At 70.7% G+C, this 23202-nt stretch carries 21 protein-coding genes and 4 pseudogenes; 8 read left to right on the top strand and 17 right to left on the bottom strand.

Annotated elements, in window-relative coordinates:
- Positions 1-125 precede the first annotated feature (125 nt).
- The gene (locus ACFWVP_RS33525; protein WP_384501775.1) at positions 126-614 is read right to left on the bottom strand and encodes a hypothetical protein; all 489 of its coding nucleotides are present in this window, start codon (positions 612-614) and stop codon (positions 126-128) included.
- Positions 615-879: 265 nt separating this feature from the next.
- On the bottom strand, positions 880-2451 hold the full coding sequence (locus ACFWVP_RS33530; RefSeq protein WP_384501776.1) for an alpha/beta fold hydrolase: 1572 nt from the start codon (positions 2449-2451) through the stop codon (positions 880-882).
- 162 nt (positions 2452-2613) lie between these two features.
- Here ACFWVP_RS33530 and ACFWVP_RS33535 point away from each other — a divergent pair, with 162 nt between their 5' ends.
- The gene (locus ACFWVP_RS33535) at positions 2614-3561 is read left to right on the top strand and encodes a MerR family transcriptional regulator (protein ID WP_384501777.1); all 948 of its coding nucleotides are present in this window, start codon (positions 2614-2616) and stop codon (positions 3559-3561) included.
- 130 nt (positions 3562-3691) lie between these two features.
- Here ACFWVP_RS33535 and ACFWVP_RS33540 read toward each other — a convergent pair whose 3' ends face one another.
- The 4 genes and pseudogenes from ACFWVP_RS33540 to ACFWVP_RS33555 all read right to left on the bottom strand — a co-directional run.
- The gene (locus ACFWVP_RS33540; RefSeq protein ID WP_384501821.1) at positions 3692-4270 is read right to left on the bottom strand and encodes a dihydrofolate reductase family protein; all 579 of its coding nucleotides are present in this window, start codon (positions 4268-4270) and stop codon (positions 3692-3694) included.
- Between the two features lie 236 nt (positions 4271-4506).
- Positions 4507-5319 (bottom strand): alpha/beta fold hydrolase, encoded by an 813-nt coding sequence (locus ACFWVP_RS33545; RefSeq protein ID WP_384501778.1) that lies wholly within the window; start codon positions 5317-5319, stop codon positions 4507-4509.
- Between the two features lie 166 nt (positions 5320-5485).
- Positions 5486-6020 (bottom strand): annotated as a pseudogene (locus ACFWVP_RS33550) (TetR/AcrR family transcriptional regulator).
- A gap of 34 nt (positions 6021-6054) precedes the next feature.
- Positions 6055-6312: pseudogene (locus tag ACFWVP_RS33555) on the bottom strand (ATP-binding cassette domain-containing protein); the annotation flags it as partial.
- Between the two features lie 43 nt (positions 6313-6355).
- Here ACFWVP_RS33555 and ACFWVP_RS33560 point away from each other — a divergent pair.
- A complete protein-coding gene (locus ACFWVP_RS33560; RefSeq protein ID WP_384501779.1) occupies positions 6356-6586 on the top strand; it encodes a hypothetical protein in 231 nt (76 codons plus the stop codon).
- Positions 6587-6666: 80 nt separating this feature from the next.
- Here the strand turns inward: ACFWVP_RS33560 and ACFWVP_RS33565 are convergent, their stop codons facing one another.
- From ACFWVP_RS33565 to ACFWVP_RS33580, 4 genes and pseudogenes are all read right to left on the bottom strand, one after another.
- Entirely contained in the window at positions 6667-8736 is a 2070-nt protein-coding gene (locus ACFWVP_RS33565; protein ID WP_384501780.1) for an iron ABC transporter permease, read from the bottom strand.
- Between the two features lie 6 nt (positions 8737-8742).
- Positions 8743-9726, bottom strand: coding sequence for an ABC transporter substrate-binding protein (locus ACFWVP_RS33570; RefSeq protein WP_384501781.1), 984 nt, complete (start codon positions 9724-9726; stop codon positions 8743-8745).
- Positions 9723-10622, bottom strand: coding sequence for an ABC transporter ATP-binding protein (locus ACFWVP_RS33575; protein WP_384501782.1), 900 nt, complete (start codon positions 10620-10622; stop codon positions 9723-9725). The genes ACFWVP_RS33570 and ACFWVP_RS33575 overlap by 4 nt, the downstream gene beginning before the upstream one ends.
- Before the next feature lie 322 nt (positions 10623-10944).
- Positions 10945-12078 (bottom strand): annotated as a pseudogene (locus tag ACFWVP_RS33580) (epoxide hydrolase family protein); the annotation flags it as partial.
- 231 nt (positions 12079-12309) lie between these two features.
- Here ACFWVP_RS33580 and ACFWVP_RS33585 point away from each other — a divergent pair.
- Positions 12310-12858: a DoxX family protein gene (locus tag ACFWVP_RS33585; protein WP_384501784.1), complete on the top strand. Its 549-nt coding sequence runs from the start codon at positions 12310-12312 to the stop codon at positions 12856-12858.
- Between the two features lie 517 nt (positions 12859-13375).
- Here ACFWVP_RS33585 and ACFWVP_RS33590 read toward each other — a convergent pair.
- The 5 genes from ACFWVP_RS33590 to ACFWVP_RS33610 all read right to left on the bottom strand — a co-directional run bounded on the left by ACFWVP_RS33590 (position 13376) and on the right by ACFWVP_RS33610 (position 16289).
- Entirely contained in the window at positions 13376-13816 is a 441-nt protein-coding gene (locus tag ACFWVP_RS33590; protein WP_384501785.1) for a DUF6083 domain-containing protein, read from the bottom strand.
- Positions 13817-13968: 152 nt separating this feature from the next.
- Positions 13969-14397 carry a hypothetical protein gene (locus ACFWVP_RS33595; protein WP_384501787.1) on the bottom strand — a complete coding sequence of 143 codons (429 nt, stop codon included), beginning with the start codon at positions 14395-14397 and terminating at the stop codon, positions 13969-13971.
- Between the two features lie 204 nt (positions 14398-14601).
- Positions 14602-15228: a glyoxalase gene (locus ACFWVP_RS33600; protein ID WP_384501789.1), complete on the bottom strand. Its 627-nt coding sequence runs from the start codon at positions 15226-15228 to the stop codon at positions 14602-14604.
- A 5-nt stretch (positions 15229-15233) separates the two neighbouring features.
- The gene (locus tag ACFWVP_RS33605; protein WP_384501791.1) at positions 15234-15698 is read right to left on the bottom strand and encodes a helix-turn-helix transcriptional regulator; all 465 of its coding nucleotides are present in this window, start codon (positions 15696-15698) and stop codon (positions 15234-15236) included.
- 180 nt (positions 15699-15878) lie between these two features.
- A complete protein-coding gene (locus ACFWVP_RS33610) occupies positions 15879-16289 on the bottom strand; it encodes a VOC family protein (protein WP_384501793.1) in 411 nt (136 codons plus the stop codon).
- A 1104-nt stretch (positions 16290-17393) separates the two neighbouring features.
- Between ACFWVP_RS33610 and ACFWVP_RS33615 the strand changes: the two genes are divergently transcribed.
- From ACFWVP_RS33615 to ACFWVP_RS33635, 5 genes and pseudogenes are all read left to right on the top strand, one after another.
- Positions 17394-18734 carry an ABC transporter substrate-binding protein gene (locus ACFWVP_RS33615; RefSeq protein ID WP_384501794.1) on the top strand — a complete coding sequence of 447 codons (1341 nt, stop codon included), beginning with the start codon at positions 17394-17396 and terminating at the stop codon, positions 18732-18734.
- A gap of 154 nt (positions 18735-18888) precedes the next feature.
- Positions 18889-19321, top strand: a pseudogene (locus ACFWVP_RS33620) (Lrp/AsnC family transcriptional regulator).
- A gap of 187 nt (positions 19322-19508) precedes the next feature.
- Positions 19509-19769, top strand: coding sequence for a hypothetical protein (locus ACFWVP_RS33625; RefSeq protein WP_384501795.1), 261 nt, complete (start codon positions 19509-19511; stop codon positions 19767-19769).
- Between the two features lie 216 nt (positions 19770-19985).
- A complete protein-coding gene (locus ACFWVP_RS33630; RefSeq protein WP_384501797.1) occupies positions 19986-21236 on the top strand; it encodes a hypothetical protein in 1251 nt (416 codons plus the stop codon).
- Positions 21237-21341: 105 nt separating this feature from the next.
- Positions 21342-21548: a transposase domain-containing protein gene (locus ACFWVP_RS33635; protein WP_384501798.1), complete on the top strand. Its 207-nt coding sequence runs from the start codon at positions 21342-21344 to the stop codon at positions 21546-21548.
- Positions 21549-21767: 219 nt separating this feature from the next.
- Here the strand turns inward: ACFWVP_RS33635 and ACFWVP_RS33640 are convergent, their stop codons facing one another.
- Positions 21768-22307, bottom strand: a complete 540-nt coding sequence (locus ACFWVP_RS33640; protein WP_384501800.1) for a hypothetical protein — start codon at positions 22305-22307, stop codon at positions 21768-21770.
- Between the two features lie 367 nt (positions 22308-22674).
- Complete coding sequence (locus ACFWVP_RS33645) at positions 22675-23013, bottom strand: thioredoxin family protein (RefSeq protein ID WP_384501801.1); 339 nt, start codon at positions 23011-23013, stop codon at positions 22675-22677.
- Between the last annotated feature and the right edge of the window lie 189 nt (positions 23014-23202).

Raw genomic sequence — 23202 nt, forward strand, 5'->3', positions numbered from 1 at the left:
ACCCACCAACACATCTCCATCCCCGTCGGCTGGTGGCTCACCCCCACCCACCTCAAACACATCACCCACACCATCAAAACCGGCTGGTAAAAAAAGAAAGAAAAAGGAAAAATTCATAAGAGCCCTCACCTCACACACAGGAAACAACCCTCCCAGTGCGGAAGCGCGCTCAGAATCCGATGCCGCACGCACGAAGCCGGCACACAGTTCTCAACGCCGGGAAAGACGTCGGTCCGCTCGGTGTCGCCGGTAGGGACATAGCCCTCGACCATGTCCTGGAACTGGTGCAGGTATTGCTGGGCGTAAGGAGGCTCGTACCCCAGATCGCTCCAGCGGTGGCGGTTCAACGCGAGCGCGGTCGTGCGCAGCACGAATGCCTTCGACCGAGCGCGCCGCCTCGAAGTGGTGCCCCACGCGATGTCCCGTAGGTCGAATCCGACGCACCCGCGTCCCATCACGTTCTGATCCTGAAGTGCCAGGAGGCCCGCGAAGCGGAAGTCCCATTCGTCGTCCGCGAGTTCGGACACCGCCAGCATCAGGACGTCGATGAAGACCTCGGTGCCGCCGTTGGACAGGCACAGACTCTGTTCCCCACCGCCGAATACGTTCCCCATCGGGCCACGGTACGAGGCATCGGTGCTCCGGCGTCGCCGGTTTTTGACGGACGCCTGGGTTGCGCGCAGGAGCGGCCCCGGGCGAGGTCGTCCCTGTCGGTCCGGGGCGACCCCTGCGGGACGCGTGCGGCTTCGCAGGTCGCGGCGCTGCGGGCGGCGGCAGTCGGGCCCTCGGGTTCATCGCAGCAGTGTGCTGACACGCCGCCCGGGCCCACCTCGGACAGGACCGGTGGCCGGGCCGCGACCGGCTCTGTTCAGGCCGTGTTCAGGCTTCCAGGTGGGCCAGTACCGAGCGCATGGCGCGGTGTACTGCTTCGCGCGACTCCGCCGTCCTGTCCAGGGTCTCGAAGCTGTGGCGGCCGTGCGGTACGTCGACGACCTGTACGTCCGCCCCGCAGTTCCTGGACGCGGTCAGGAACTGCTCGACCGTTGCCGCGATCCCGGGCATCTCGCGTCCGACCCGGGTGATCACGACAGGCAGAGCCCCGGCGCTCGCCACCGCCTCCGCCGGGCGGAAGCGTCCGTCGACCGGTCCCTGTCCCGGGAGCGGTGCCAGGACCGGATAGGTGGCCGCGAGGCAGCGCAGCCACGTCGGAGGGCGGTTCAGCCAGTCCGCCGCGATCAGTCCGCCGCCGGAGAAGAACCACAGGGCGACCCGGTCCGCGTCCACCCGTGGATCGGCCCTGACCAGGTCCACCGCGGAGGCCACGTCCGCGGCGGCGCGCTTGTAGTCGGCCATGTCGTGCAGGCGGTGATCGAGGGTCACGCCCACCACGCCCTGCCCCGCCGCGTACCTGGCGTATCCCACCAGGGTCGGCCAGTCCCGCGGAGTCGGCCGGGCCTCGGCGGGCACCGGTCCGCCGTGCACGAACACGACGGCCGGGCGGGGTCCGTCGGCGTCGGGCAGGTGCAGGTCGACGTTCGCGGTCCGCTCGCGGGGGACCTCGGGGACGTCCAGCAGGAACGGCCTCAGGTGTGCGGGCAGTTCTGCGGATCCCGGTGCCACCAGCCGGTGCCCTTCGCCTGCGGCGGCCCGCAGCAGTACCTGGGCCAGTTCTGTGGGGAGAGACAGCATCGGCCAGTGCCCGGTGGGGAGTTCGAAGAAGGTCACCCCGGGCTCGGTCAGGGCCCGGAGGGCCGGGTCACCGAAGCCCACCAGCATCTGGACCATCTCGATGCTCGCGCCGTTCCCGTGGCACAGGACCCCGGTGACGGGCAACGAGGCCGCCGCGCCGGTCAGCCGTAGTGGTTGGTGGAGGGTCCGCAGCGGCTGCGGTGCCGCCAGGGCGGTGAGCCGGTCCAGCGCCGCGTCGGGGATGCCCGAGGTGCTGCCCCAACGCTGCCACTCGTCACGGGCCGGGGAGGGCAGTTCCCCGTCGGCGCCGTACGTTCCGATGTGCGCGGTCAGCTCCTCGCGCAGCGACTGGTCGGGGACCGCGGCCAGAGCGGGAAAGCCGTTCTGTGGCCTTCCGGAGTCCAGGTGGACGACGCGTGCGATGCGCTCAGTACGCCGGTCGGCGGCGCCCAGCGCCGGGTGGATGCCGTAGTCGTGTCCGACCAGCACGATCTCCTGGTCACGCTGGTCCCCGTGGTCGCGCTGGTCACCTTGGTCGCGCTGGTCACCCGTGGCACCGATCGAGTCGATCACCGCGAGCACGTCCGCGATGTGGGTTTCGAGGTCGGTGCCGGCCGGTGCGGCACCGCGGGTCTCCCCCGGTCCTAGTCCGGTGAGGGTCGCGGTATGTACCTCGGCCCCCGCCGAGGTCAGTTGCGCGGCGGTGTCCTCCCATACGTGTGGGCCGGTGAACATGCCGGACACCAGAATGAATACGGCCATGGGCCTCTCCTCGGTACTCGTCATCGGGATCGGGAACGGGAAGTGGCACCCGGTACCCGGTACTCAGCAAGCGGTACTAGGGACGGCGTTGTCGGCGGACCGGCGAAGACCGTCCGTCCGCGCTCGCCGGTACGGTAGGAGCTCCCCCTGAGGGAGGTTCAAGTGTTCACGTCGCCCGACGGTCTGTGCGGTATAGGCGAACTCGCCGAGCGCGCAGGCGTCTCCGTCAAGACCGTCCGCTTCTACTCCGACCAGGGCCTGCTGCCTGAGGCCTCCCGCAGCGCCGGCGGGCATCGCCGGTACGGCCCCGAGGCGCTGGACAGGCTGCGTCTGATCCGGTCGCTGCGTGCCCTCGGTCTGCCGGTGCGCGAGGTGCACCGCGTCATCGACGAGGGGGAGGCCGGGGCGGGCAGTGTGCTGGAGGACGCCGTCGCGGGCCAGTTGCGCGAACTCGGCTCGGAACTCCGGGCCTTGCGCTGGCGGGAGGCGGGCCTACGGCTGGTGCAGGAGTGCCCGCCCGGGGACCGGGCGGACCGGCTGCGACTGATCGGCGCGGTGGCGGCCCCGCCGAGCACGGCACCGCTGGCCCGGTTCTGGCGGGCGTGGCTGCCACCTCGGATGCCGGCCGGGGCGACGGCGGCGTTCCTGCAGGCTGCGGTTCCCGAGCCGCCCGTGGATCCGGAACCGGCCCAGGTCCTCGCCTTCGCCCGGCTGAACGCCTTCGTGACCCGCCCGTGCACCGGCGCCGAACGACCGCAGCCCGAGGCGCACAAGGGCGCGGGGGCACGCGCGTCGGCCGTGCTGTACGCCGGTCTGGCCCAGGCGTACGAGCTGGCCGGAACACCACTGCGCCGGGGCCGGGCACCCTGCCCGGGCGAGGAGCTCGACAGCTTCGTGGACGCGTACGCGAGCTCGTACGGCAGCCGGGACACCCCCGCGTTCCGTCGGCTGCTGGTCGGACAGCTCGCGGTCGATCCGCGGATCGACCACTACTGGGATCTGGTCGCCGAGGTGATCACCCCGTCGGGCGGTCCACCGGAACCGACCCCCGGCTCCGCGCACGACTGGCTGTTCACTGCACTGGACGCGCAGACGACCGCGGCGGCCTGAAGCCTCCTGTCCAGGCCGCCCGCTCTTCAGACGGCGGGCCTGACAGGCGCTCGTCGCCATCACGGGGCCGAGCCGGAAGTCGGGAACGGCGGACTCGGCCGCTCCACGGGCTATGGGTTCCCGGACGGGCTCAGAGGTGCAGGGTGGGCCGGTAGACGAGCTCTTGGACACGGCCGTCGAGCGTCCGGTGTTCGGTCAGCTCAAGGTCGAAGTCGGCCGCGCCCCGAAAGATCGGGTCCAGCCCGGTCCGGCCGGTGATCACAGGAAAGAGCGTCACCTGGACGCGGTCGACCAGACCGGCGGCCATGAGCGCCCGGTTCATCGACAGGCTGCCGTGCGAGCGCAGCGGTACGTCGGACTCCCTCTTGAGCCGGGCGACGACGTCCACGGCGTCGCCGTGTGCGACGGTCGCATCCGGCCAGTCGAGGGGCCCTTCCAAGGTGGTCGACACCACCGTGGCCGGGAGACTCCTCATCCGGGTGACCCACGGGTCACGAACATCGGACTCCTCGGTGCTCGATGCGAGCATCTGCGCGAACACCCGATAGGTGTTGGCCCCGAAGATCATCCGCTGTTCATCGCCGTACAGGGCGAGACGGTGGTCGAGCAGCTCCGGGCCCTGCTTGCCCCAGTATCCGGTCCAGTTGCCGCCGGCGGCACCGTAGCCATCGAGGCTGGAAAAGACATCAAAGGTGTAGGTGGCGGTCATCATGCCCTCCTCGAATGCGGTTGACCGGTGTGTGATTGGTGGGAACGGAGACCGGAGGCAGCGACGGAACCCGTCTCCCGCGGACTCCTGACGTCGGGCCGCCTCGGACGCGGGGACCCGGTCGGCAACGCAAGGGGGCGATGAGGCCCCACACAGGCCATACCGAGCCACGCCCCTTCCCCGGCGACGGCTTCCTCACGGGCGAGCCGTCTGTTCGGCGCGGGCGTCGGCGGAGGTCAGGCCGCGGCACCGCCGGCTTCGGCCCCGGAGGTCGGTGAGCGCCTGATGGGCATCATCGCCTCCACCTCGTCCTGTGCGAGGTGCTCCGAGATCAGCCGGTTGACCAGGTCCGGCTTCTCCAGCGGGACCAGGTGGGAGGCGCCGGGCACGACGGCCAACCGGGCTCCCGGAATCGCGCGGTACAGGGCGGTCGTGTGTTCCAGCGTCATCATGTCGTCGTCACCGACCATGACGAGGACGGGTGCCTCCACACGGGCGAGGTCCTCGGTGGTGAGCGTCGGCTGGGTGCGCCACATGTCGATCATCTTCGCCGCCACCACCGGCCAGTGGCCTGCGCCGTCCGGTGCGACGGCTTCGTACATCTCCCGGAAGATCGCGAGTTCGGCTCCTCCGGGGGTCATCTCGTCGAGCATCGCGGGTTCGACGAAGCACTCGGGAGAGGGACGGAAGTTGGCTCCGATCACCACGGCCTTGCGTACGAGGTCGGGCCGAGCGAGGGCGACGAGCAGCGCGACGACTCCCCCGTCGCTCCAGCCCACCAGATGGGCCCGTTCCCCCACGACCGTCTCCAGGAAGGCCACGGTGTCGTCGGCCATGTCCTGGTACGAGAGCGGCCCCGGGACGTCAGGGGTATGTCCGTGAGCGCGCCGCTCGGGCAGGAGTACGCGGTAGGCGGCCGCCAGGTCCGCGCGCTGCGCGCCCCACGTGTCGTTGGTGCAGAAGCCACCGTGCAGCAGGACCAGCGGATCGCCGGCGCCCTCGGTCTCGTACCACGTCCTGACACCAGGGAGGTCAGCGTAGTCGCCCATGATCCCGGCCCTTCCGGACTGCCGTAGTCCCTGCCCAGTCTGCTCCGTGCCCCGGACGGCCGCCATACGGCGGGGGTGCCGGGCGGATGCCGGGGTGGGCGGACGCTGGGGCGTACGCGGCCGTACCGACCCGTGGTGACGCAGTGGTCGGCACGGCCGAAAACGCTCACATGGCTCGCAGGCCCCGGTCGGCGAAAGTAATCAGCCACTCGAAGCTCTCGTCGACGTCGGCGCTCCACCGGAAGCCGTTGCCCGCCTGCAGCGTGGCGAAGCCGTGGCAGAGGCTCCGGAGCAGGCGAAGGGCGTGGTCCACGTCGGGCTCGGCGATCTCGTAGCCGCGCAGGACCGCCGTGAACGCGCCGAGGAGCCGCTCTCCCTCGGTGGCCAGGGGATCGTCCGGACCGGACGGTTCCACGCCGATCGTCGCGACGTACCGGCCGGTGTGCTCGAGGACGAAGGCACGGAAGGCCTGTGCAGCGGCTGCGAGGGCTTCGCGTCCCGTGCACCCGCGCACCGCGCCACCGACGGCGTCGGCGGCCTCGCCCAGGGCCAGGGCGGCGATCCCGCCGGGTGAGGTCTTCCTGGCTGCTCACGTGCTTGTACAGGGACGGGGTCCGCACGCCCACCCGCTCGGCCAGCATGCCCATGGTGAGGTTGGCGAGGCCCACCTCGTCGGCGAGGGCCGCACCGGCCGCGAACACGGCCGCCGGGTCCAGACCGGCCCTAGGCACGGGGGGCGCGGAGCGGTTCGGCGATCAGGTCGGTGAGCCGCAGGCGGGGGTCGGAGGGAAGCCTGGGCTGCTGGAAGACGACGCCGAAGGCGGTCCGCGGAGCGCGTGGTGCGTGGTGGCGCCGGCCGAGGACTGGTTCGCCGTCCAGCAGGAGGGTTCCGGAGTCGGGACGGTGCAGCAGAGCCACGACCCGGGCCAGGGTGGACCTGCCGCAGCCGCTGGGGCCGAGCAGGCCGACGGCCTCGCCCGGCTGGACGGTCAGGGAGACATCGCGTACGACAGGGGCGCGGCGGTCTTATCCGGCGGTGACGGACCGCAGCTCAAGCACGGATGAGCTTCGTTTCGCGGACAACGAGGCGGGCCTCGTCCCGGTCATGCGGGTCCTGCGCGAGACGTTCTGTCTTCCCCTGGAACAGGCGCGTGAGCCGGCCGAAGTCCTCCGACGGACCGGCCTGGTCGGCACCTCGGTCGAGAGGGAACTCATCGCCGACGGGCTGCGACGCCGATCCGTGGCCACGGGCATCAGGCGCCGCTGAGGCGCGGCACGTGCGCAGGGGCCTTGCCTGCGGCAGGGCGGGCTTCCGGTTCTGTGACCGGGGCCCGCCCCGCCTCCGTATCAGCGTCGTGTGCGGACCAGCAGGTACACGAAGTACGGGGCGCCGATGACGGCCGTCATCAGGCCGGCGCCCAGCTGGGCCGGGGCGATCACCGTGCGGCCGGCGAGGTCCGCGAAGCAGACCAGCAGGGCCCCGAGCAGGAGCGCGACCGGGACCACGCGTACGTGCCTCCGGCCGACGAGGGCGCGTGCCGCGTGGGGTGCGACCAGGCCGACGAAGCCGATGGTGCCGGCCGCCGCCACGGCGGTGGCGCTGAGCAGGACCGCTACGACGAGGAGGCCGAAGCGTGCCCGGGTGAGGCCGAGGCCGAGGAGCCTCGGGGTGTCCTCGTCGAGGGCGACGAGGTCCAGTTCCCGGCGGCGTACGACGGCCACGACGATGCCGGCGGCGAGGACCACCGCGACCGGCAGCACATCGGGCATGTTCCGCCCGTACGTCGAACCGGACAGCCAGGTGAGCGCCTTCGTCGTGTCGAACGGGTCGCTGAGGACGATGACCAGGCTGATCAGCGCAGCCGCGGCGGAGGACACCCCGACCCCGAGCAGGACCAGCCCGTTCTGCCGGAATCCGCCCCGTGCGGCCAGTCCGAAGACGATCGCCGCGGCCACGGCCGCCCCGCCGAACGCCGCTCCCGCGACCTCCCACGAGCCGGGTGCCTGCGCGGTGGTGACGAGCAAAACCGCGCCGAGGCCCGCGCCCCCGGAGACGCCCAGGACGCCCGGCTCCGCGAGGGGGTTCCGGGTCACGGCCTGCACCAGGGTGCCGGACAGGGCCAGCGCGGCACCGGCGAGGAGCGCGGCCGCCACCCGGGGCACCCGGGTGTCGAGGACGAACGTGACGACCCGGCCGGCCCGGCCCTGCGCCCAGTTGACGACGTCGCCGAGCAGCAGTTTCGCGTCCCCGAGGAGCACCGCCGCGATCATCACACCGACGAGGACGACGGCGAGGACGACCACGGTGGTGATGAACGCCTTGCGCCCCGGTATCCGGAGCCGGTCCGGCGCCTCCGCGGCGACGGTGTCCCGCGTCCGGAGCGCCATGACGACGAGGAACGCGCCGCCGACGACGGTCGTGACGACGCCGGTCGGTACCTCGACGGCGGTGTCGGCGGGCACGATCGCCCGCAGCAGCACGTCCGAGCCGAGGACGAGCGCGGCGCCCACGAGACCGGCGACGGGCAGGCTCACCCGTGACCTGACGAGCCCTCGGAACCGGCGGGTGAGGGGTCGTACGAGTGCGGGCGCGCAGAGGCCGACGAAGCCGATCGGGCCGGCGAGTGTGACGGCCGCCGCGGCGAGCAGGGTGGCGAGGACGACGGTGGTGATCCGGGTCCCTCGGACGGGTACGCCCAGCCCTCGGGCGGCGTCGTCGCCCAGGGCCAGGGCATCGACGCGGCGGGCGACGAGGAGCAGTCCGACGAGGCCGACGGCGACGACCGGGGCCATCTGGACGACACCGTCGAATCCGTTCTGGCCGATGCCTCCCTGGCCCCACCGGTAGAGGCCCTCGGTCTGCTGGGGGAACAGGAGCAGCAGTGCTTCGGTCACCGCGTTCAGCCCCAGGGCGAGCGCACTGCCCGCGAGGACCAGCCGGACGGTGCCCTTGCCGAGCCCGGACAGTCCGAGCACGACGGCCGCGGCGGCGAGTCCGCCGACGAACGCGGCGCCGGACGAGGCCAGGAGCGGAAGGGTGGTTCCGGTCACGGCGACGACGCCGAGCGCCAGATAGGAGCCGGCGTTCACCGCGAGGGTGTCCGGCGAGGCGAGCACGTTCCGGCTGACCGCCTGGAGGGCCGCGCCGGCCGCGCCGAGCGCCAGCCCGACGAGGACGGCGGCGGCCATCCTCGGGAGCCGGGACGCGACGACGACGGAGGCGTCCCCCGTCCCGGCGTCGCCGGTGAGCGCGCTCCAGACATCCGCGGCGCCGACGTCGGCGGTGCCCTGGGTGATGTCGACGGCGGCGAGTACCGCGACGAGCAGTACGAGCGTGGCCGTCACGGCGACCGCGCCTGTCGTGGCCGCGGCGGTGGTGCGGTCACGGCCGACCGCGGTCTTGTCGATGACGGCCACGGCGGACTACTTCTTCGTCAGGGCGTCGACGAGGGAGTCGATGTACGCCTCCATCGAGCGGGGGCCACCGAACATCCAGACGCCGTCGGGCAGCCGGTACACGTTGCCGTCCTTGACGAAGGGGAGCGACTTCCAGACGGCGTTCTTCGCGAGGGGGCCGGCGAACGCGTCACCGTCGGCGTCGTTCGCGACGTACGGGAAGTGGACGTCGCCGAGGCCGGTGAGGCCCTCGACGTCGGTGGTGGCGAGGCCGTAGCTCTCGTCGCCCTCGACGGTCCAGGCGTTCTTCAGGCCGAGCTTCTCGTTGACGGCGCCGAGGAGGGAACCGCCGGTGTAGGCGCGGATGGAGACCTGGTTGGACGCGACGTAGCCGTCGGCGGAGGCGATTTCGGCGCCGCCGAGGCCGGCGTCCTCAAGGGCCTTCCTGCCCTCGGCGACACTCGCCTCGAAGTCCTTCTTCGCGGCGTCCGCCTTGTCCGTCGTGCCGGTGGCCTTCGCGATGAGGTCGAGGCTCTCCGTCATCGTGCCGATCTGGTCGGCGGCGTCGGCGGCCGTGATCTCCAGGACGGGGGCGACCTTGCGGAGCTGCTTCACCACGGCGGGCGAGAGGTCGGTGGTGGCGACGACGAGGTCGGGTGCGAGGGCGGCGACGGTGTCGATGCTCGGCTCGCCACGGGTTCCGATGTCCTTGGGGTCACCGGTGAGCGGCGCCGCGGTGTTCCACGCGGTGTATCCCTTGACGTCCGCGACGCCGACGGGGGCGACGCCGAGGGTGATCAGGTCCTCGACCACGTTCCATTCGGTGGCGACGACCTTCTTCGCGGGGCCGTCGAGGGTCACCTTCGTGCCGGTGTCATCGGTGAGGGTGATCTTCTCGGCCGTCTTGCCGGACGCGGCGGAGTCCTCGGCGGAGGGCTCCGTGGTTCCGCATGCGGCCAGGGAGAGGGCGACGACGGCAACGGCGGCCGTGGTGAGGAGGTGGCGTCTCATGAGGAGGTGCTGAGCCTTTCGGATCTGGCGTGGTGTCTGCCGATCGCGCGGGTGCGCAACCGGCCGGTCGAGGGATCGGTGCCGATGTCGATGCGGATGCCGTAGACATCCGACAGCAGCTCCGGTGTGAACACGTCTTCGGGCACACCGTCGGCGACGATGCGTCCCGCGTGGAGCAGGGCGACCCGGTCGGCGACGGCCGCCGCTTGGTCGAGGTCGTGGAGGACGACGCCGACGGCGATCTTGTGGTCGTCGGCCAGATCACGGATCAGGTCGAGGAGTTCGACCTGATAGCGCAGGTCGAGGTAGGTGGTCGGTTCGTCGAGGAGGAGGACGCCCGTCTCCTGGGCGAGGCAGCTCGCGAGCCACACGCGCTGGAGCTGACCGCCGGAGAGCTGTTCGACGCCCCGTCCGGCCAGGTCGGTGACACCGGTGAGGCCGAGCGCCCGGTCCACCGCGGCGGCGCCGCGGGGGTCGGAACGGCCCCAGCGGCCCCGGTGGGGATAGCGGCCGAAGTCGACCACGTCCCGGACGGTGAGCCCGCCCGGTGTCGACCGGGACTGTGTCAGGAGCGCGACGCGCTGAGCGAACTCGCGGGCGCCGAGGGCGAAGCCGTCGGTGGCCTCGTCCGTCCCCGCGTCGACGGTGAGCGAACCCGTACGTGGGGACTGCAGCCGGGCGAGGGTCCGCAACAGCGTTGACTTGCCGCTGCCGTTGGGGCCCACGAGGGCGGTCACCTCGGCGGGCCGCAGGGCGATGGCCGCCTCGTGTACGACGTCGACCCGGCCGTACGACACGCTCACCCCGGCGGCGGACAGTCCGTGACCACGTGTACGTGGCACACCGGTAGCCACCGGGGCATCCAAGGCACCGGAAGTGCTCTCACCAGCTCTCATGTCGATTAGGCTAGCCTAACCTTAGGTCGCTTTCGAACGCCCCCTGGTGCCGGAGGGACGGCCGGGCAGGCGAGCGGGGTCTCGGCCCGACACCCGTCCCGCCCGGCGGAACGCGACGGGTGCGGCGAAAAGACGTCAGCCCTGGCGCACAGGCGTTGGGCAACAGGCCACGTTCCAGGCGGGCTTGAGCAGCACGCACCAAGCGGTACCCATCGCCACCGGAGTGGGTGAACCGCCCGCACCGCAGCCGGGCACCTGGCGACTGCCGCGCCCCGGAGACGGTCCACGATCCGCGGCTCCGGCTCCGGCTCCACCAGCGATCGCGCAGTTCCTCCGCGTAGATCTCGGGCTCCTCGAACGGCGCGAAGTGCCCGCCACGCGCGGGCTCGGTCACCCGCGCGACATTCGCAGTGCGATGGAGCCATGCCCGCGGTGGACGGACGATGTCGCCGGGGAAGAGGGAGAAGCCGGAGGGCATTTCGATCCGGCGCGCGAGCTGGGCGGGCGGGATCGCGGCGTTCGCGCGGTACATGCGCTCCGACGAGCCGATCGTTCCCGTGAGCCAGTAGAGGGTGACGTTCGTGAGGATCTCGTCCTTGGTGAAGCTCCTCTCGATCCCACCGCCGCAGTCGCTCCACGCCCGGAGTTTCTCGACGATCCAGGCGGCGAGCCCGGCCGGTGAATCGGTGAGCCCGAAGGCCGCGGTCTGCGGTGTCGTACGGTGCCTGGAGGCGTAGGCGCCCTCGGTCGCACCCCAGGCCGCGGCTCCCTCGATCCAGGCCCTCTCCTCAGGTGCGAGGCCGGCGAGGTCGCCGGTGAAGAAGGGCACGCCCCCGTCCGTACGGTGGACGGCCACGACCCGGTCCGGTGGTCGAGCCCGAGATAGCGGCTCACGTGGCTGCCGACGTCCGCGCCGGCCGCCGTAGCGCTCGTAGCCGAGGACGTCCATGAGCTCGGCCCACAGTCCGGCGACGGCGATGGAGTCGAGGGGTGGCCCCGTGGAGCGGTCGGAGTAACCGAAGCCCGGCATGTCGGGCACGACGACGTCGAACGCGTCGGCGGGGTCCGCGCCGTGGGCCCCGGGGTCGGTGAGGAGCGGGATGACCTTCGCGTAGCGCCAGAACGAGTCCGGCCAGCCGTGGCTGAGCACCAGCGGCAGGACGGGCCCGGCCGGGGCGGCGGCCCGGACGTGCACGAAGTGGATCCCGAGGCCGCCGAGGGGGACGCGGAAGTGGGGCAGCCGCGCGAGCGCCGCTTCCTGGGCGGGCCAGTCGAACCCGTCCACCCAGTAGGTGACGAGCTCGCGGAGGTAGGCGAGGTCGGTCCCGTACGACCACCCGGCGTCCTCCGGCGCGTCCGGCCAGCGCGTCGCGCGCAGCCGCGTCCGAAGGTCCTCGACCGCTTCGGGGGCGGTCTGCGGGTGGAATGGCTCGGGGCGCGACAGTGCGTCCGACATGGAACGGATGCTGACGCCGGGGGAAGCGGGCCGCCGGATCGGATCCGCGGCCCCGACACCTGTGACCTGGCGGGATTTCCGCCGAATGCGTGGCACACGGCGATGTCCGCCCGCCCCCTCCGTTCACCGACGTTCAGCCCCAATTGTTGAACTTTCACGCACTCTGTTACGTTCATCGCAAGCTTTAAGTTTCAAGCAGATTGTCGCCCGCGACTGAGAGGCCCGCGTTCCATGCCTGCCATCCCCCGTACCACCGGCTTGCCGTCCAGCACCCCGCAGTCAGGGGTTCCGTCGCTCCACGCCTACGACGGAGGTCTGCTCCTGCTGCGCCTCGTCCTGGGCCTGACCGTCGCCGCGCACGGTGCGCAGAAGCTCTTCGGCTGGTTCGGCGGCGGCGGGATCGAGGGCACCGGCCAGTTCTTCGAGATGAGCGGCTACCCCTCGGGCGGGACGATGGCCGTGATCGCCGGGCTCAGCGAGGTACTCGGCGGGCTCGGGCTGGCTCTCGGCCTGCTCACTCCGCTCGCCGGCGCGGCTGTCTTCGGCACTTTGATCAACGCGGTGGCCGTCAAGTGGGGCGGCGGCTTCTTCGCCCCCGAGGGCATCGAATTCGAGATCCTGCTGGCCGCCGGCGCGGCGGCTCTGGCCCTGACCGGCCCCGGCCGCATCGCCGTGGACCGCTTCCTGCCGTGGCTGCGGGCGCACCGCCTTGCGTACGGTGTGGCAGCCGTGGCGCTCGGTGCGGTGACCGCCGGCCTGGTCCTGCTCATCCGCGGCTGAGCACAGGAGTGCAGCTGAACCGGGCGGATCGCGGAAGCGGCTCCGACCCGGACGCGGGATCCTCGACCGGTCCTCCCCACCGCGGGGGGCCGGTCGCCCGTAAGCGACGCGGCGCGAGTTACGTGAGCCGACGGGGCCCCGGCATCCGCTGGGTGCTGGTTGCGTGCCTGGTCGGGGCCGTGCGGGTCGAGGGACGACGGGCCCTCATCTTGATGCCGTACAGAGACGGCATCGCTGGTCCGCGATCGGCCCGTGAGTCATGTGGGGGGCACCCTCACCGCGACCTTCTGGCTCCTGGCCTGGATTCTCGGTCAGTCGGCAGACCTCGCGCGGTGTGCGGCGAGTGCGGTGCTGGTGATCGTCTTGGGTAAGGCCGGCGGTCACCTGCGGCGACGCATCGCTTCCCGCCGGAGGACGGGCTGACCGTTCGACCGGCCGACCCACTCACGCAGCACGACGGCACGCCCGCGTGACACGGGTGACGTGCCCGCCGGACACGGGGCGACGTGCCCGCGTGTCACCCCGTGTCCGGCAACTCCTCGTCGGGCAGGTCGAACAGGCGTTGCACCCGCCGCTCGTTGTGGTGCCGCAGGGCGGTCATCCACGGCCAGTGGTCCTCGGGCCGGAGCCGGGGGCAGGCGCTGCGGTGCGGGATGCGGCAGAGGGTGCCGGGGAGCGGCTCGGCATCCCACAGGTTCATCGCGATGCCCTGCGCGGTGATGATCCACCGACGTCGCGGCGGGACGGTGTGGGCGGGGACGAGTACGCGGGGTTCGAGAAGGATCCAGTGCCCGGTGTATCCGGTCCGCTGCCGGTCCTGCGGGAGATCGCAGAAGGGGCAGTCGGGCGGTGCGGGCGGATGTGGGGCGGTGGCGCCTTCGAGGAGCGCGTGGAAGGCGTGGGTGAGGTGGTCGGGATCGTTGCCGGGATCGGTCCGGGTGTTCTCAATGTCCCCCATGTCTGTAAGGGTCCGGACGGACCGTCAGGCCGGGTAGGGCGCGATTCGGCCACTCCGGGTGGGGCTGGGATCTGCGCGTGTGCCGCTGGGCACCACACGAGCAGCTCGGAGTCCCAGGAGCCCCACGCCCCATGGCTGACCGGCCGTTCGCTTCAGCAGAGCGCGGCGAGGTCCGGCCACCAGTTGGAGTGTTCCGTGACCGTGGCGCGTAGGGCGGGGCTGCGGTGCAGGAGAAAACGGCAGTAACTGAGCCAGTCCTCGTCCGACTCGTTCTCGGGGATGCGCCGCGTGGCCTGGATACCGGTGTCGAGGACGTCGGCGAGCAACTCCGAGAACATCAGTACCCGTTCTTTCCGCACCCCGACGCGGACACGGTTTGCTGTCGTAGAAGTAGGCGCGCGCGTCCCGGGGTACTCCAGCATCTTGAAGTGAACCTCGCGGAGGCTCGTCAGGGAGTGGTCGAGGGCGCGCGTGCCCGCGAGGTTGTTGGCCGCGCGCACCTGCCGGGACACCGCCCGCGTCTGGACCGCCAGGAAGAGCAGCGACACCACCAGTCCGAGCAGCCCACCGATCGCCGTCACCGTCGCCACCACAGCAGCCCCCCTCCGTCAGCGGAGCGGAAGCATTCCCATGGAAGGCGCGTACGCATCACTCCGAGGCACGTCGAGTCCCTGACTCCGTCCCGCGACCGGCCGAGGCTTCAGCCCCGACGATCGCCCGAGGTGCTGGGCCCGGTTCACGTGTCTGCCCGAACCGGGCGGGGCAGTGGGGGCATCAGTGAGACCTCAGGGTGTGGGTGCCGGCGATGCGGCTTCCCACGCGAACCCGTCCGGGTCGGTGAACGCTCCGGCATCGCCGCCGATCACGAGCCGGTGCGATCCGGTGCCGTCGGGAGAGACACCGACGTCCTTGGCCAGGGCGCGGCGCCGGTACAGCGCGAGCTTGACCGGACCCGACCCGGCCCCGAACTCGACGTACACGCGACCGAAGCTCTTCCCCACGGCGAGGCCCTGGCCCACGTAGTAGCGCTTGCTCGCGATCACGTCCGCGACTCCCAGCAGGAGCACGATCTCGTCGATCTTCCGGGTGGCGGGTCCGGTGTCCTTCTTCGCCGAGGTCGCGACCTTCCAGATCGTCCCGTCAGGGGCCTGTACGACGCCGCCGTAGCCCCAGATCGACTTCGTGGCGGGCTTCAGCGAGGTGGCGCCGGCTTCGAGTGCGGCGTCGACAAGGCCGTTGACGTCGGCCGGCTGGGAGACCGTGAGTGCCATCGTGAAGCCCCGGAAGCCGGTCGAGGGTGCTTGCGAGGCCCGGAGGCGGACCTGGGTGTCCAGACCGAAGGCGGTGGCGTAGAAATGCCGGGCGGCCGTGGAGTCGGCCACGTCGAGGGTGACTGCTTCGATTGATGTCATGGTCATCAAGCTAGTTGCGGCTCGGTGGCCGGTGCTTCTCGATTCCTGACCGGTCCGGTCACCTGTATCGCCACGCACGACGGCATGCCCGCGGTCGCCCGGGCAGCCTCGCGCCGGTAGGTGCTGGGCGGCATACCGACCAGCTCCGTGAAACGCGTGCTGAAGGTGCCCAGCGACGAACACCCGACCGCGAAGCAGACCTCGGTGACGCCGAGGTCGCCACGGCGCAGCAGCGTCATCGCGCGCTCGATACGCCGTGTCATCAGATAGCCGTACGGCGACTCGCCGTACGCCCGCCGGAACTCACGGCTGAGGTGCCCGGCCGACATGTGCTCGCCCCGGGCCAGCGCCTCGACGTCCAACGGCTGCGCGTACTCCCGGTCGATGCGGTCACGGATCCGGCGCAGCCGCACGAGGTCGCTCAGGCGTTTGGCCTCGGTGCGTGCGCGCGCCCACGAGGGGTGGCACATCGGAGGAGTCCTTTCTTCGATGTCCGCGAGCACCTGAAGCGCGGGCCGGGTGGGCGACGACGGGCTCCATGACGATGACCCGCTTGCCGAGGTCGACGAGACGGCCGAGGGCGGTCGTCGTACACGTACCGCACCGCCCCCTCGATTGCCCTGCCACCACCGGGGGAACGGCCGGGCGGCTCAGCGGACCTCCTGGATGCGGACCAGGTTGCCCGCGGGATCACGGAAGGCGCAGTCGCGGATGCCGTACGGCTGCTCGGTCGGCTCCTGGACCACCTCGACGTCGCCGGCCTGCACCTTCTCGAACGTGCCGTCGAGGTCCGGGGTGGCCAAGAGGATCCAGCCATAGGTGCCCTTGGCCATCATCTCGGCGATGGTACGGCGCTCGTCCTCGGTGACTCCGGGGTCCGCGGCGGGCGGGGCCAGGAGGATGGACGTGCCGGGCACCCCTGGGGGGCCGACCGTGATCCAGCGCATCTTGCCCTGTCCGACGTCACTGCGGACTTCGAAGCCTAGGACGTCGCGGTAGAAGGCCAGGGACGCGTCGGGGTCGTCATGCGGGAGAAAGCTCGTGTGAATGGTGATGTCCATGACGATCATGCTAGGTGCGGGGGGTGACCCGCGCTTCTCGATTCCTGATCGATTCAGCTACCTGTGGGACCCGCGAGCACCTCGATCGGGACCGGCCTCGTCGCCCCGCGACCACGAACGACTCGTCCAACCCGAATCCAGCACTCCGCACTCCGCATTCAGCACTCCGAGTCGCCCTCCCCCTCCCCCCTCGCCACCCGCCGCAGATCCTGGATCGACCGAGCCGCACCGCGCCGGCCGTACACCAACCCCTCTCCCCCGCACCGCGCCGGCCGTGCACGGACACCTCTCCCCCGGACCCGGCCGCCCGTGCACGCCGATCGCCGCACGGGCAACGCCCCCGAACGACCGCGGCAGCCAGTGGCATTCGCGAAGGGCCACCCGTCGCCTACAACCGCACTCACGCCCCCAGGGAAGATTCCCACCCCAACCATGACGTTCCCCCTGCCCGGATGTCAGGTGGGGAACTTTCTTTTGTCCAGCGCATTGACGGCACCCGTGGGCCGATTTACCTTCATCGCGTTGTTCTTCATATGTCATATATGAGACGCGATACGAGATCCGAGAGCCGCCATGCCGACAAGCCCGCCCTCTGTCCCCTCCCGCACGCGGTGCGTGCCCGAAGCGCTCAACATCGGTGTTCCCGCAGGACGACAGTCCGCGGGCAGGGCATCGGAGAGACCGAGGTACCGCGGACCGGCCACCTCACGGCACCGGTACGCACGGCGTTGAGACCTCGGACCGGATCGGACCCTAGGGCGTGAGCCTCACGGCGGGCGGATGAGCACCTCAGTCGGGCCTCTGCGCTCCGCCCGCTGACCGCCCCGTCGCGCGCCGCCAAGGCCGGTGCACCGCCGGAACGTGGGCCGATCGGCGTCATGACGGTGACGCTCCGACCCTCGCCCGCAGCTTCCCGGTGGCGAACCCCGACTCGGCCGCGGCGCCCCCGTCGAGGACGCCCCACCGCTGAACAGCATCGATCCGGACGGCACTCCGTGCGCCACCGGCTTGCCGAAAGAACCCTCGACACATCCCGCACGGCTTCGTCCCGCACCCGGCTGCCTGGACAGCAGGGCAGTGAGCACTCAGAGAAGAGAGCCCCTCATGAAGACGCACCACGGTCGCCGTCTCGCATCCGCGATCTCCTTGGCCTCCGCCCTGGCCCTGACCGCAACCGCCTGCGGCGACGACGGAAGCGGTCTGGCCGACGGCGGTGGCGAAGGCTCCGGCACCGGAAGCATCGTCTTCTGGGACGAGAACGGCGGGGTCCGGACAGCCGTCTGGAACGAGATCATCACCGACTTCGAGAAGGCCAACCCCGATATCGACGTGGAGTACGTCGGCCTGGCGTCCACCGAGGCGCAGTCCAAGTACGACACGGCGATCCAGGGCGGCGGCCTGCCGGACGTCGGCGGCGTGGGTGCGGCAATGATCGCCGGCATCACCGCGCAGGACGCACTGGAGCCGCTGGACGAGCGCATCGCGGACAGCAGCCTGAAGGGCAAGCTGAACAAGGCGATGCTCGACAACGTGAAGTCGGCCGGCGGCCGGGACGAGCTGTACACGGTGCCGATCTCCGCGACAAACGGTGTCCTCTACTACCGCACCGACCTGTTCGAGAAGGCGCGACTGGACGAGCCCAGGACCTGGGACGACTTCTACAAGGCCGCCGAGGAACTGACGGACAAGAAGAAGAACGTGTTCGGCTACACGATCCGCGGCGGCCCCGGCTCCATCGCCCAGGCGCTGGACGCGATGTACGGGCAGTCAGGCATTGATTCCTTCTGGGACTCCGCCGAGGAGAAGACGACCGTCAACGATCCCGAGAACGTCGAAGCCCTGGAGAAGTACGTAGGCCTGTACCGCAAGGCCACGCCCGCGGCCGACCTCAACAACGACTTCACCAAGATGGTCGCGCAGTTCGACTCCGGCAGCATCGGCATGCTCAACCACAACCTGGGCTCCTACCAGGACCATGTGAAGGCGCTGGGAACCGACAAGTTCCGGGGCATCCCGCAGCCCGAACTCGCCGACGGCACCCGGGTGATGGTCTCCAACCCCGTGTCCGGCCTGGGTCTGTTCAAGTCGTCCGAGAACAAGGCGGCGGCCTGGAAGTTCATCGAGTTCGCGGCATCCCACGAGGCGAATTCCAAGTTCGGCGAATCCGCAGGCCTCATCCCGGCGAACCAGGATGCCGCCGAGGACGCCTGGCTCGACAAGGCCGAGGCAACGAAGTTGGGCGCCGAGGCCCTCTTCTCCGGCGACACCAGGATCGTGCAGCTGCCGTACTACCTGCCGGACTGGAACACCCTGTCCAAGGCCGACAGCGAGCCGGGCTTCCAGAAGGTGATCCTGGGCAAGATGACGGCCAAGGAGTTCCTCGACACCCTCGCCGAGAAGCTGAACGAGGCCCAGGCGGAGTGGAAGCGGATTCAGGGCGAGTGACCGCGTGAGAACACGCCCGACGCGGGCCCGAACCGGCGGTGCGGCACTCGTACCCGTCAGGCCGCCGGCCGAGTGAAGCGTGAACGGCCGGCCTCCACCGACACCGCCGCCGGCCTTCGGGGTCGACTCGTTCGCCGACGCGCTGCCCGCGAGCATGCGGGCCTCGGACACGGGGAGCGAGATCGCGGCGGGCGGCCGCACACCCCGCCGAGTCGGGCTGTCTCAGCCAGCAGCCAGCAGCCAGCGCCCGCATACAACGCCTGGAGAAGAACGGGATCATCACCAGCTACCGTGCCGTCATCGCCCCAGCCGCAGTCGGATTGAACATCCACGCCATCGTCCGGCTCCGCACCACCCACGCGCGGCTGTCCCAAGCACTCGCCCTTGCCACCGAGACCCCCGAGGTCGTCTCGACCCTCCGCTTGACTGGCGAGGACTGTCTGCTGCTCGACGTTCACTGTTCTCACGCCGGACGCCTTGAACAGGTCGTGGACTCCCTAGCCCGTTACGGACCGGTCACCACCTCACTCGTCCTGCGCAGCTACGCGCCGAAGTCGTTGCCAACAGCACCGTCAACAACGTATTGACCCGCGACAGTTAGGCGTTCGCCACACCAGTTCCCCGGCGCTGCAACGCGACCTCTGCCGCCAGGTGTACGGCGGGACCTCGGATCCCAGGGGGCAACGGATCACCCCTGGGCTACGTCGCGCCACATGAGCCCTTGCTCGGCAGCGGCCGGGGCCTCGCCCCGGCGCCCCACCTCCGCCGGCCAGAATGCCGGCGGGGAGGCCGAGGTCGAGCACCGGAGGCCGTACGCGGGACCCCGCCACCCTCGTCCCGACCGCCGTCGTGCAGGGGCAGGCGGACGACGTGGTGCCGCCCGCGATCGCCGAGTCGAACGTGGACGCAGCGGCCAGGGCGGGTGAGATCGTCGGCCTGACACTGCTCGCCGGGGCCGGTCACTTCGCCGTCGTCGACCCGGCGTCGGACGCGTGCGCGGCGGCGGTCGGAGAGATCGAGCAGCTCGCCTACTGACGGGCGGGGGCGTGGGGCGGCCTCCGCCGTCCGGAGGTCCCCGTGCGGGCACCGGTGATTTCACTGATTCCCCACGCCGCGACTGCCGGTTGAATCGCTGTGCGCCGATGGCGGTGGAACGCTCTCCGGCCGTCGGGCACGAGTACCACCCCGCGTACGTGCCGCAACGGAGCGCCTGGCCGGTCGGAAGGCGCAGTTCAGAGGGGAACCCCGGATATGTCTCGCATCAGCCGCCGCCTGCGTGTGTCAGGCGCCGTGTTCGTCAGCACCCTGGTCGTGGGCGCCATCGGCTCGGCTGCGGCGCCCGCCTCCGCCGCCACGCAGGTCCACCGTGAGGACTTCTCGAACGGGCTCGGCGCCTACACCGCCTCCGGTTCCGTCAGCACCTCCACCGGCGCCGCCCGGTTGAGCGGGTCGCTCCGTACCGATCCGGTGCTGACGTCCGCTCCCCTCAGCCTGACCGGGTACCGCGGCGTGTCGGTCTCGTACTCCCGTGCCGCGTCCGGGCTCGACCTCGGCGAGTCGTTCACCGCGGCCTACTCCGTGGACGGCGGTGCCTACACGTCCCTGGAATCGGCGCGCACCGCCACGGGCGGCGCGTCGTTCCGCCTGCCGGCGTCGGTCGACAACCGCACCCTTAGACTGCGGTTCTCCCTGGACGCCAACAGCGCCCTGGAGACGCTGACCGTCGACGACGTGCTCGTGCAGGCCACGGACGGCGGAGGTCCGACCGACCCGCCGCCCGGGTCGCTGCCTCCGGTGGCGGACGTCACCGCGCCGGGGCCGTACGCGGTGACCGTCGACAGCACCGCGGGCCCCGACGACGACGGGTGGCTGGTGTACCCGGCGAACGCCGGCCAGGACGGCGTGGACCACCCGGTCCTCGTCTGGGGCCCGGGTGCGGGATCCGATCCCGCCGCCTACGAGGACATGCTGCGCCAGTGGGCCTCGCACGGCTTCGTCGTCTACAGCGAGGTCTCCTCCAGCAGCGGCGCCTACATGGTCGACGCCCTCGACTGGCTGGAGGACCAGAACGCGAGCCCGAGCAGCCCGCTTCACCAGGACCTCGACATCTCCGAAGTCGCCTTCGGCGGCCACTCCCGCGGGTCGATCGGCACGTTCGACGTGGCGGACGAACAGCGGCTGGAGACCACCGTCCACGTGGCCGGCGGCTCCTTCGACGGCACGGGCCCGGACAGTCTGCGGAATCCGGCGCTCTACGTCGGCGGCGACGAGGACTTCGCCACGGCGAACATGGAGCGCGACTACACCAACACCGATGTGCCCGTCTGGTTCAACATCCTCGACGGCACCGACCACCTCCTGGCCACCCGCAACGGCCAGCACATCATCACCGCCTGGCTGCGATGGCACCTGGCCGACGAGGAGTTCCGCCGCACGGAGGACTTCCTGAGCGCCGGCTGCACCTTCTGCGGCCTCGGCGACGTCCGCCACAAGAACTGGTGACGCGCCCCTGAACGGGGGCCCGCACCCGGCCGATGCGGTTGCCTTCGAGCCGCGGGGGTCGTTGCCCCGCGTGTGACGGGGTGGGGCACGGGCCGGCAGGTGCGGATGGGGCTCTTGACAAAGGTGTTCACCGCTGAGCTGGTCGCCACGGCAACAGCCAAGCACGACCGGGCCGAGCGGCGGCGTCGCCTCCTGTCGGCGCGGCCGGTCGTGCACTTCGTCCTGGCCCTGTGTCCCTCCCCGGGAGTCATGAGGTTACCGACTACGTACGCGACGTCCTGGCAGACCGGCCCCTCTGGCATGGGCCACTGACCATCTCGGCGGGATCGTCGTGATCCTCGACGCGGACGACCCGATCGCGGGCGCGGGGGCGGGCCGTTGACAGCGGCGCCGGCTCCGACTCCCAGGCCTCTCCGCAACACCTCGCCCGCCGCATGACCGCCTCCAGGGAGGCACTGGAGGGCATCCCTGGAGGCGGGCCCGTGCAGCCGACGGCCACTGAACAGGGATGAGACTTGAGGATGCGGCACGTCAGTCCTCGTCGTCCGCGCCGGATAGCGCTTCGGCGATCAGACGGGTGGCGAAGTCGGGGTCGTCGGTGATGCGGTTGATCTGTTCTGCGAGCAGGAAGGCGGTGGCTTCAAGGGGATTCATCTCCTCCTCGGTCCAGTCTCCGTACTGCTTGCGCCACAGGCTGGGGCTCAGGTCGGTGCCCGCGGCGACGACGAGGCCGGCCATGGTGGGGATGGCCTCGGGGCGGACACTCTTGGGCATCCTTCCCAACGTGGCCACGAGATTGGGCACCACATACTCGATGACGTTCTTGTCGTGTGCTTCGTGGGCCGCCCGCAGCCACGTCATGAACATGAAAATGATTGTGCACACACCGTCCAGTACGTCATCGGCCCCCTGAGGGCCCAGTGATTCGGTGTACTGGGTGTTCAGCAACTGCTGTTCGGGGTCGGGCTCGATCTTGCCGTCGTTGACTGCCTTGAGCCGGGAGTCGATCAACAAGAGCGCTGTGCCCACATCACCGACGGGAGCATGCCGGGGATCGCAAGGTGATGACACAGAATTCCTCCTCAAAGGGCTGCAACGAGCAGCACGGCATGTACAGGCCATAGATCCGTCGTACGAACAGTGGCCGAGGCCTACCCGCCGGACGTGTCCGGCCAGCAGTGGACCAGAACCACGGCGCGCCGGGTCCCGGCGTCCATGCCCCGCGCGCGGGGAGCGGCCTGGGAGCCGGGTGTGCGGCTGCGCTGCTGCCTGGGCCTGCGTCAGGAACTCGGCTCGGAGCACCAGGTGGAGGACGAGGGTAACCCGGTGATCGGCCGACCGGCCTTCGTCCCGGCGTCAGCCCAAGGTGTCTCGGACGGCGCAGCTCCCCCACGACGAGAGGTGACGGGCGTCGCGGCCCATGAGCCGCGGCGGCGGCTCAGAGGTGGCCGTCCAGGAACTGCCGTACCCCGTCGATAGTCATAGACCCCGTGCCGTGCGCCACCGCCTCTCCCTCCTTCAGCAGGACGTAGGACGGGGCTTCCGTGATCCCGTATCGCTCGGTTGCGGCCGGACAACGCGTGATGTCGGCGCGGACGGCCGTCAGGCGGCCCGTGTACTCGTCGGCGATGCCACCCACGACGAGGTCCATCGCCCGGCAGGGCTCGATTGCCTTGGGCCATGTCCCGGTGAAGTAGACGAGGACCGGGACTCCGCTCATCCCGAGGATGAAATCGAACTCCGCGTCCTCACGGGGTTGATGAATCCGCTTCGCCATGGCAGCTCCTGACCTCACACTCCGTCATTCCATTCCCATCATCCCCCGCGCGATGTGCCAAGCCCGCCTGGTCGGTCGTGGGGGGGGGGGCGGGGGGCGCCCACGGGCACCCCCCCCCGCGGGCGTGATAAAAAAAAAACAACCCCCCCCCACACACCCCGCCCCCGAGGGCGGGGAGGGGGGGTTCGT

The organism is Streptomyces sp. NPDC058637 (assembly GCF_042717325.1).
Taxonomy (GTDB): Bacteria; Actinomycetota; Actinomycetes; order Streptomycetales; family Streptomycetaceae; genus Streptomyces.

What these genes read in the sequence shown, in the direction of transcription:
- ACFWVP_RS33525 (WP_384501775.1), bottom strand. Translation starts at nt 614, where the DNA reads ATGGGGAACGTATTCGGCGGTGGGGAACAGAGTCTGTGCCTGTCCAAC.
- ACFWVP_RS33530 (WP_384501776.1), bottom strand. Translation starts at nt 2,451, where the DNA reads ATGGCCGTATTCATTCTGGTGTCCGGCATGTTCACCGGCCCACACGTA.
- ACFWVP_RS33540 (WP_384501821.1), bottom strand. Translation starts at nt 4,270, where the DNA reads ATGACCGCCACCTACACCTTTGATGTCTTTTCCAGCCTCGATGGCTAC.
- ACFWVP_RS33545 (WP_384501778.1), bottom strand. Translation starts at nt 5,319, where the DNA reads ATGGGCGACTACGCTGACCTCCCTGGTGTCAGGACGTGGTACGAGACC.
- ACFWVP_RS33570 (WP_384501781.1), bottom strand. Translation starts at nt 9,726, where the DNA reads ATGAGACGCCACCTCCTCACCACGGCCGCCGTTGCCGTCGTCGCCCTC.
- ACFWVP_RS33575 (WP_384501782.1), bottom strand. Translation starts at nt 10,622, where the DNA reads ATGAGAGCTGGTGAGAGCACTTCCGGTGCCTTGGATGCCCCGGTGGCT.
- ACFWVP_RS33585 (WP_384501784.1), top strand. Translation starts at nt 12,310, where the DNA reads ATGCCTGCCATCCCCCGTACCACCGGCTTGCCGTCCAGCACCCCGCAG.
- ACFWVP_RS33590 (WP_384501785.1), bottom strand. Translation starts at nt 13,816, where the DNA reads ATGGGGGACATTGAGAACACCCGGACCGATCCCGGCAACGATCCCGAC.
- ACFWVP_RS33600 (WP_384501789.1), bottom strand. Translation starts at nt 15,228, where the DNA reads ATGACATCAATCGAAGCAGTCACCCTCGACGTGGCCGACTCCACGGCC.
- ACFWVP_RS33605 (WP_384501791.1), bottom strand. Translation starts at nt 15,698, where the DNA reads ATGTGCCACCCCTCGTGGGCGCGCGCACGCACCGAGGCCAAACGCCTG.
- ACFWVP_RS33610 (WP_384501793.1), bottom strand. Translation starts at nt 16,289, where the DNA reads ATGGACATCACCATTCACACGAGCTTTCTCCCGCATGACGACCCCGAC.
- ACFWVP_RS33615 (WP_384501794.1), top strand. Translation starts at nt 17,394, where the DNA reads ATGAAGACGCACCACGGTCGCCGTCTCGCATCCGCGATCTCCTTGGCC.
- ACFWVP_RS33625 (WP_384501795.1), top strand. Translation starts at nt 19,509, where the DNA reads ATGCCGGCGGGGAGGCCGAGGTCGAGCACCGGAGGCCGTACGCGGGAC.
- ACFWVP_RS33630 (WP_384501797.1), top strand. Translation starts at nt 19,986, where the DNA reads ATGTCTCGCATCAGCCGCCGCCTGCGTGTGTCAGGCGCCGTGTTCGTC.
- ACFWVP_RS33635 (WP_384501798.1), top strand. Translation starts at nt 21,342, where the DNA reads ATGGGGCTCTTGACAAAGGTGTTCACCGCTGAGCTGGTCGCCACGGCA.
- ACFWVP_RS33645 (WP_384501801.1), bottom strand. Translation starts at nt 23,013, where the DNA reads ATGGCGAAGCGGATTCATCAACCCCGTGAGGACGCGGAGTTCGATTTC.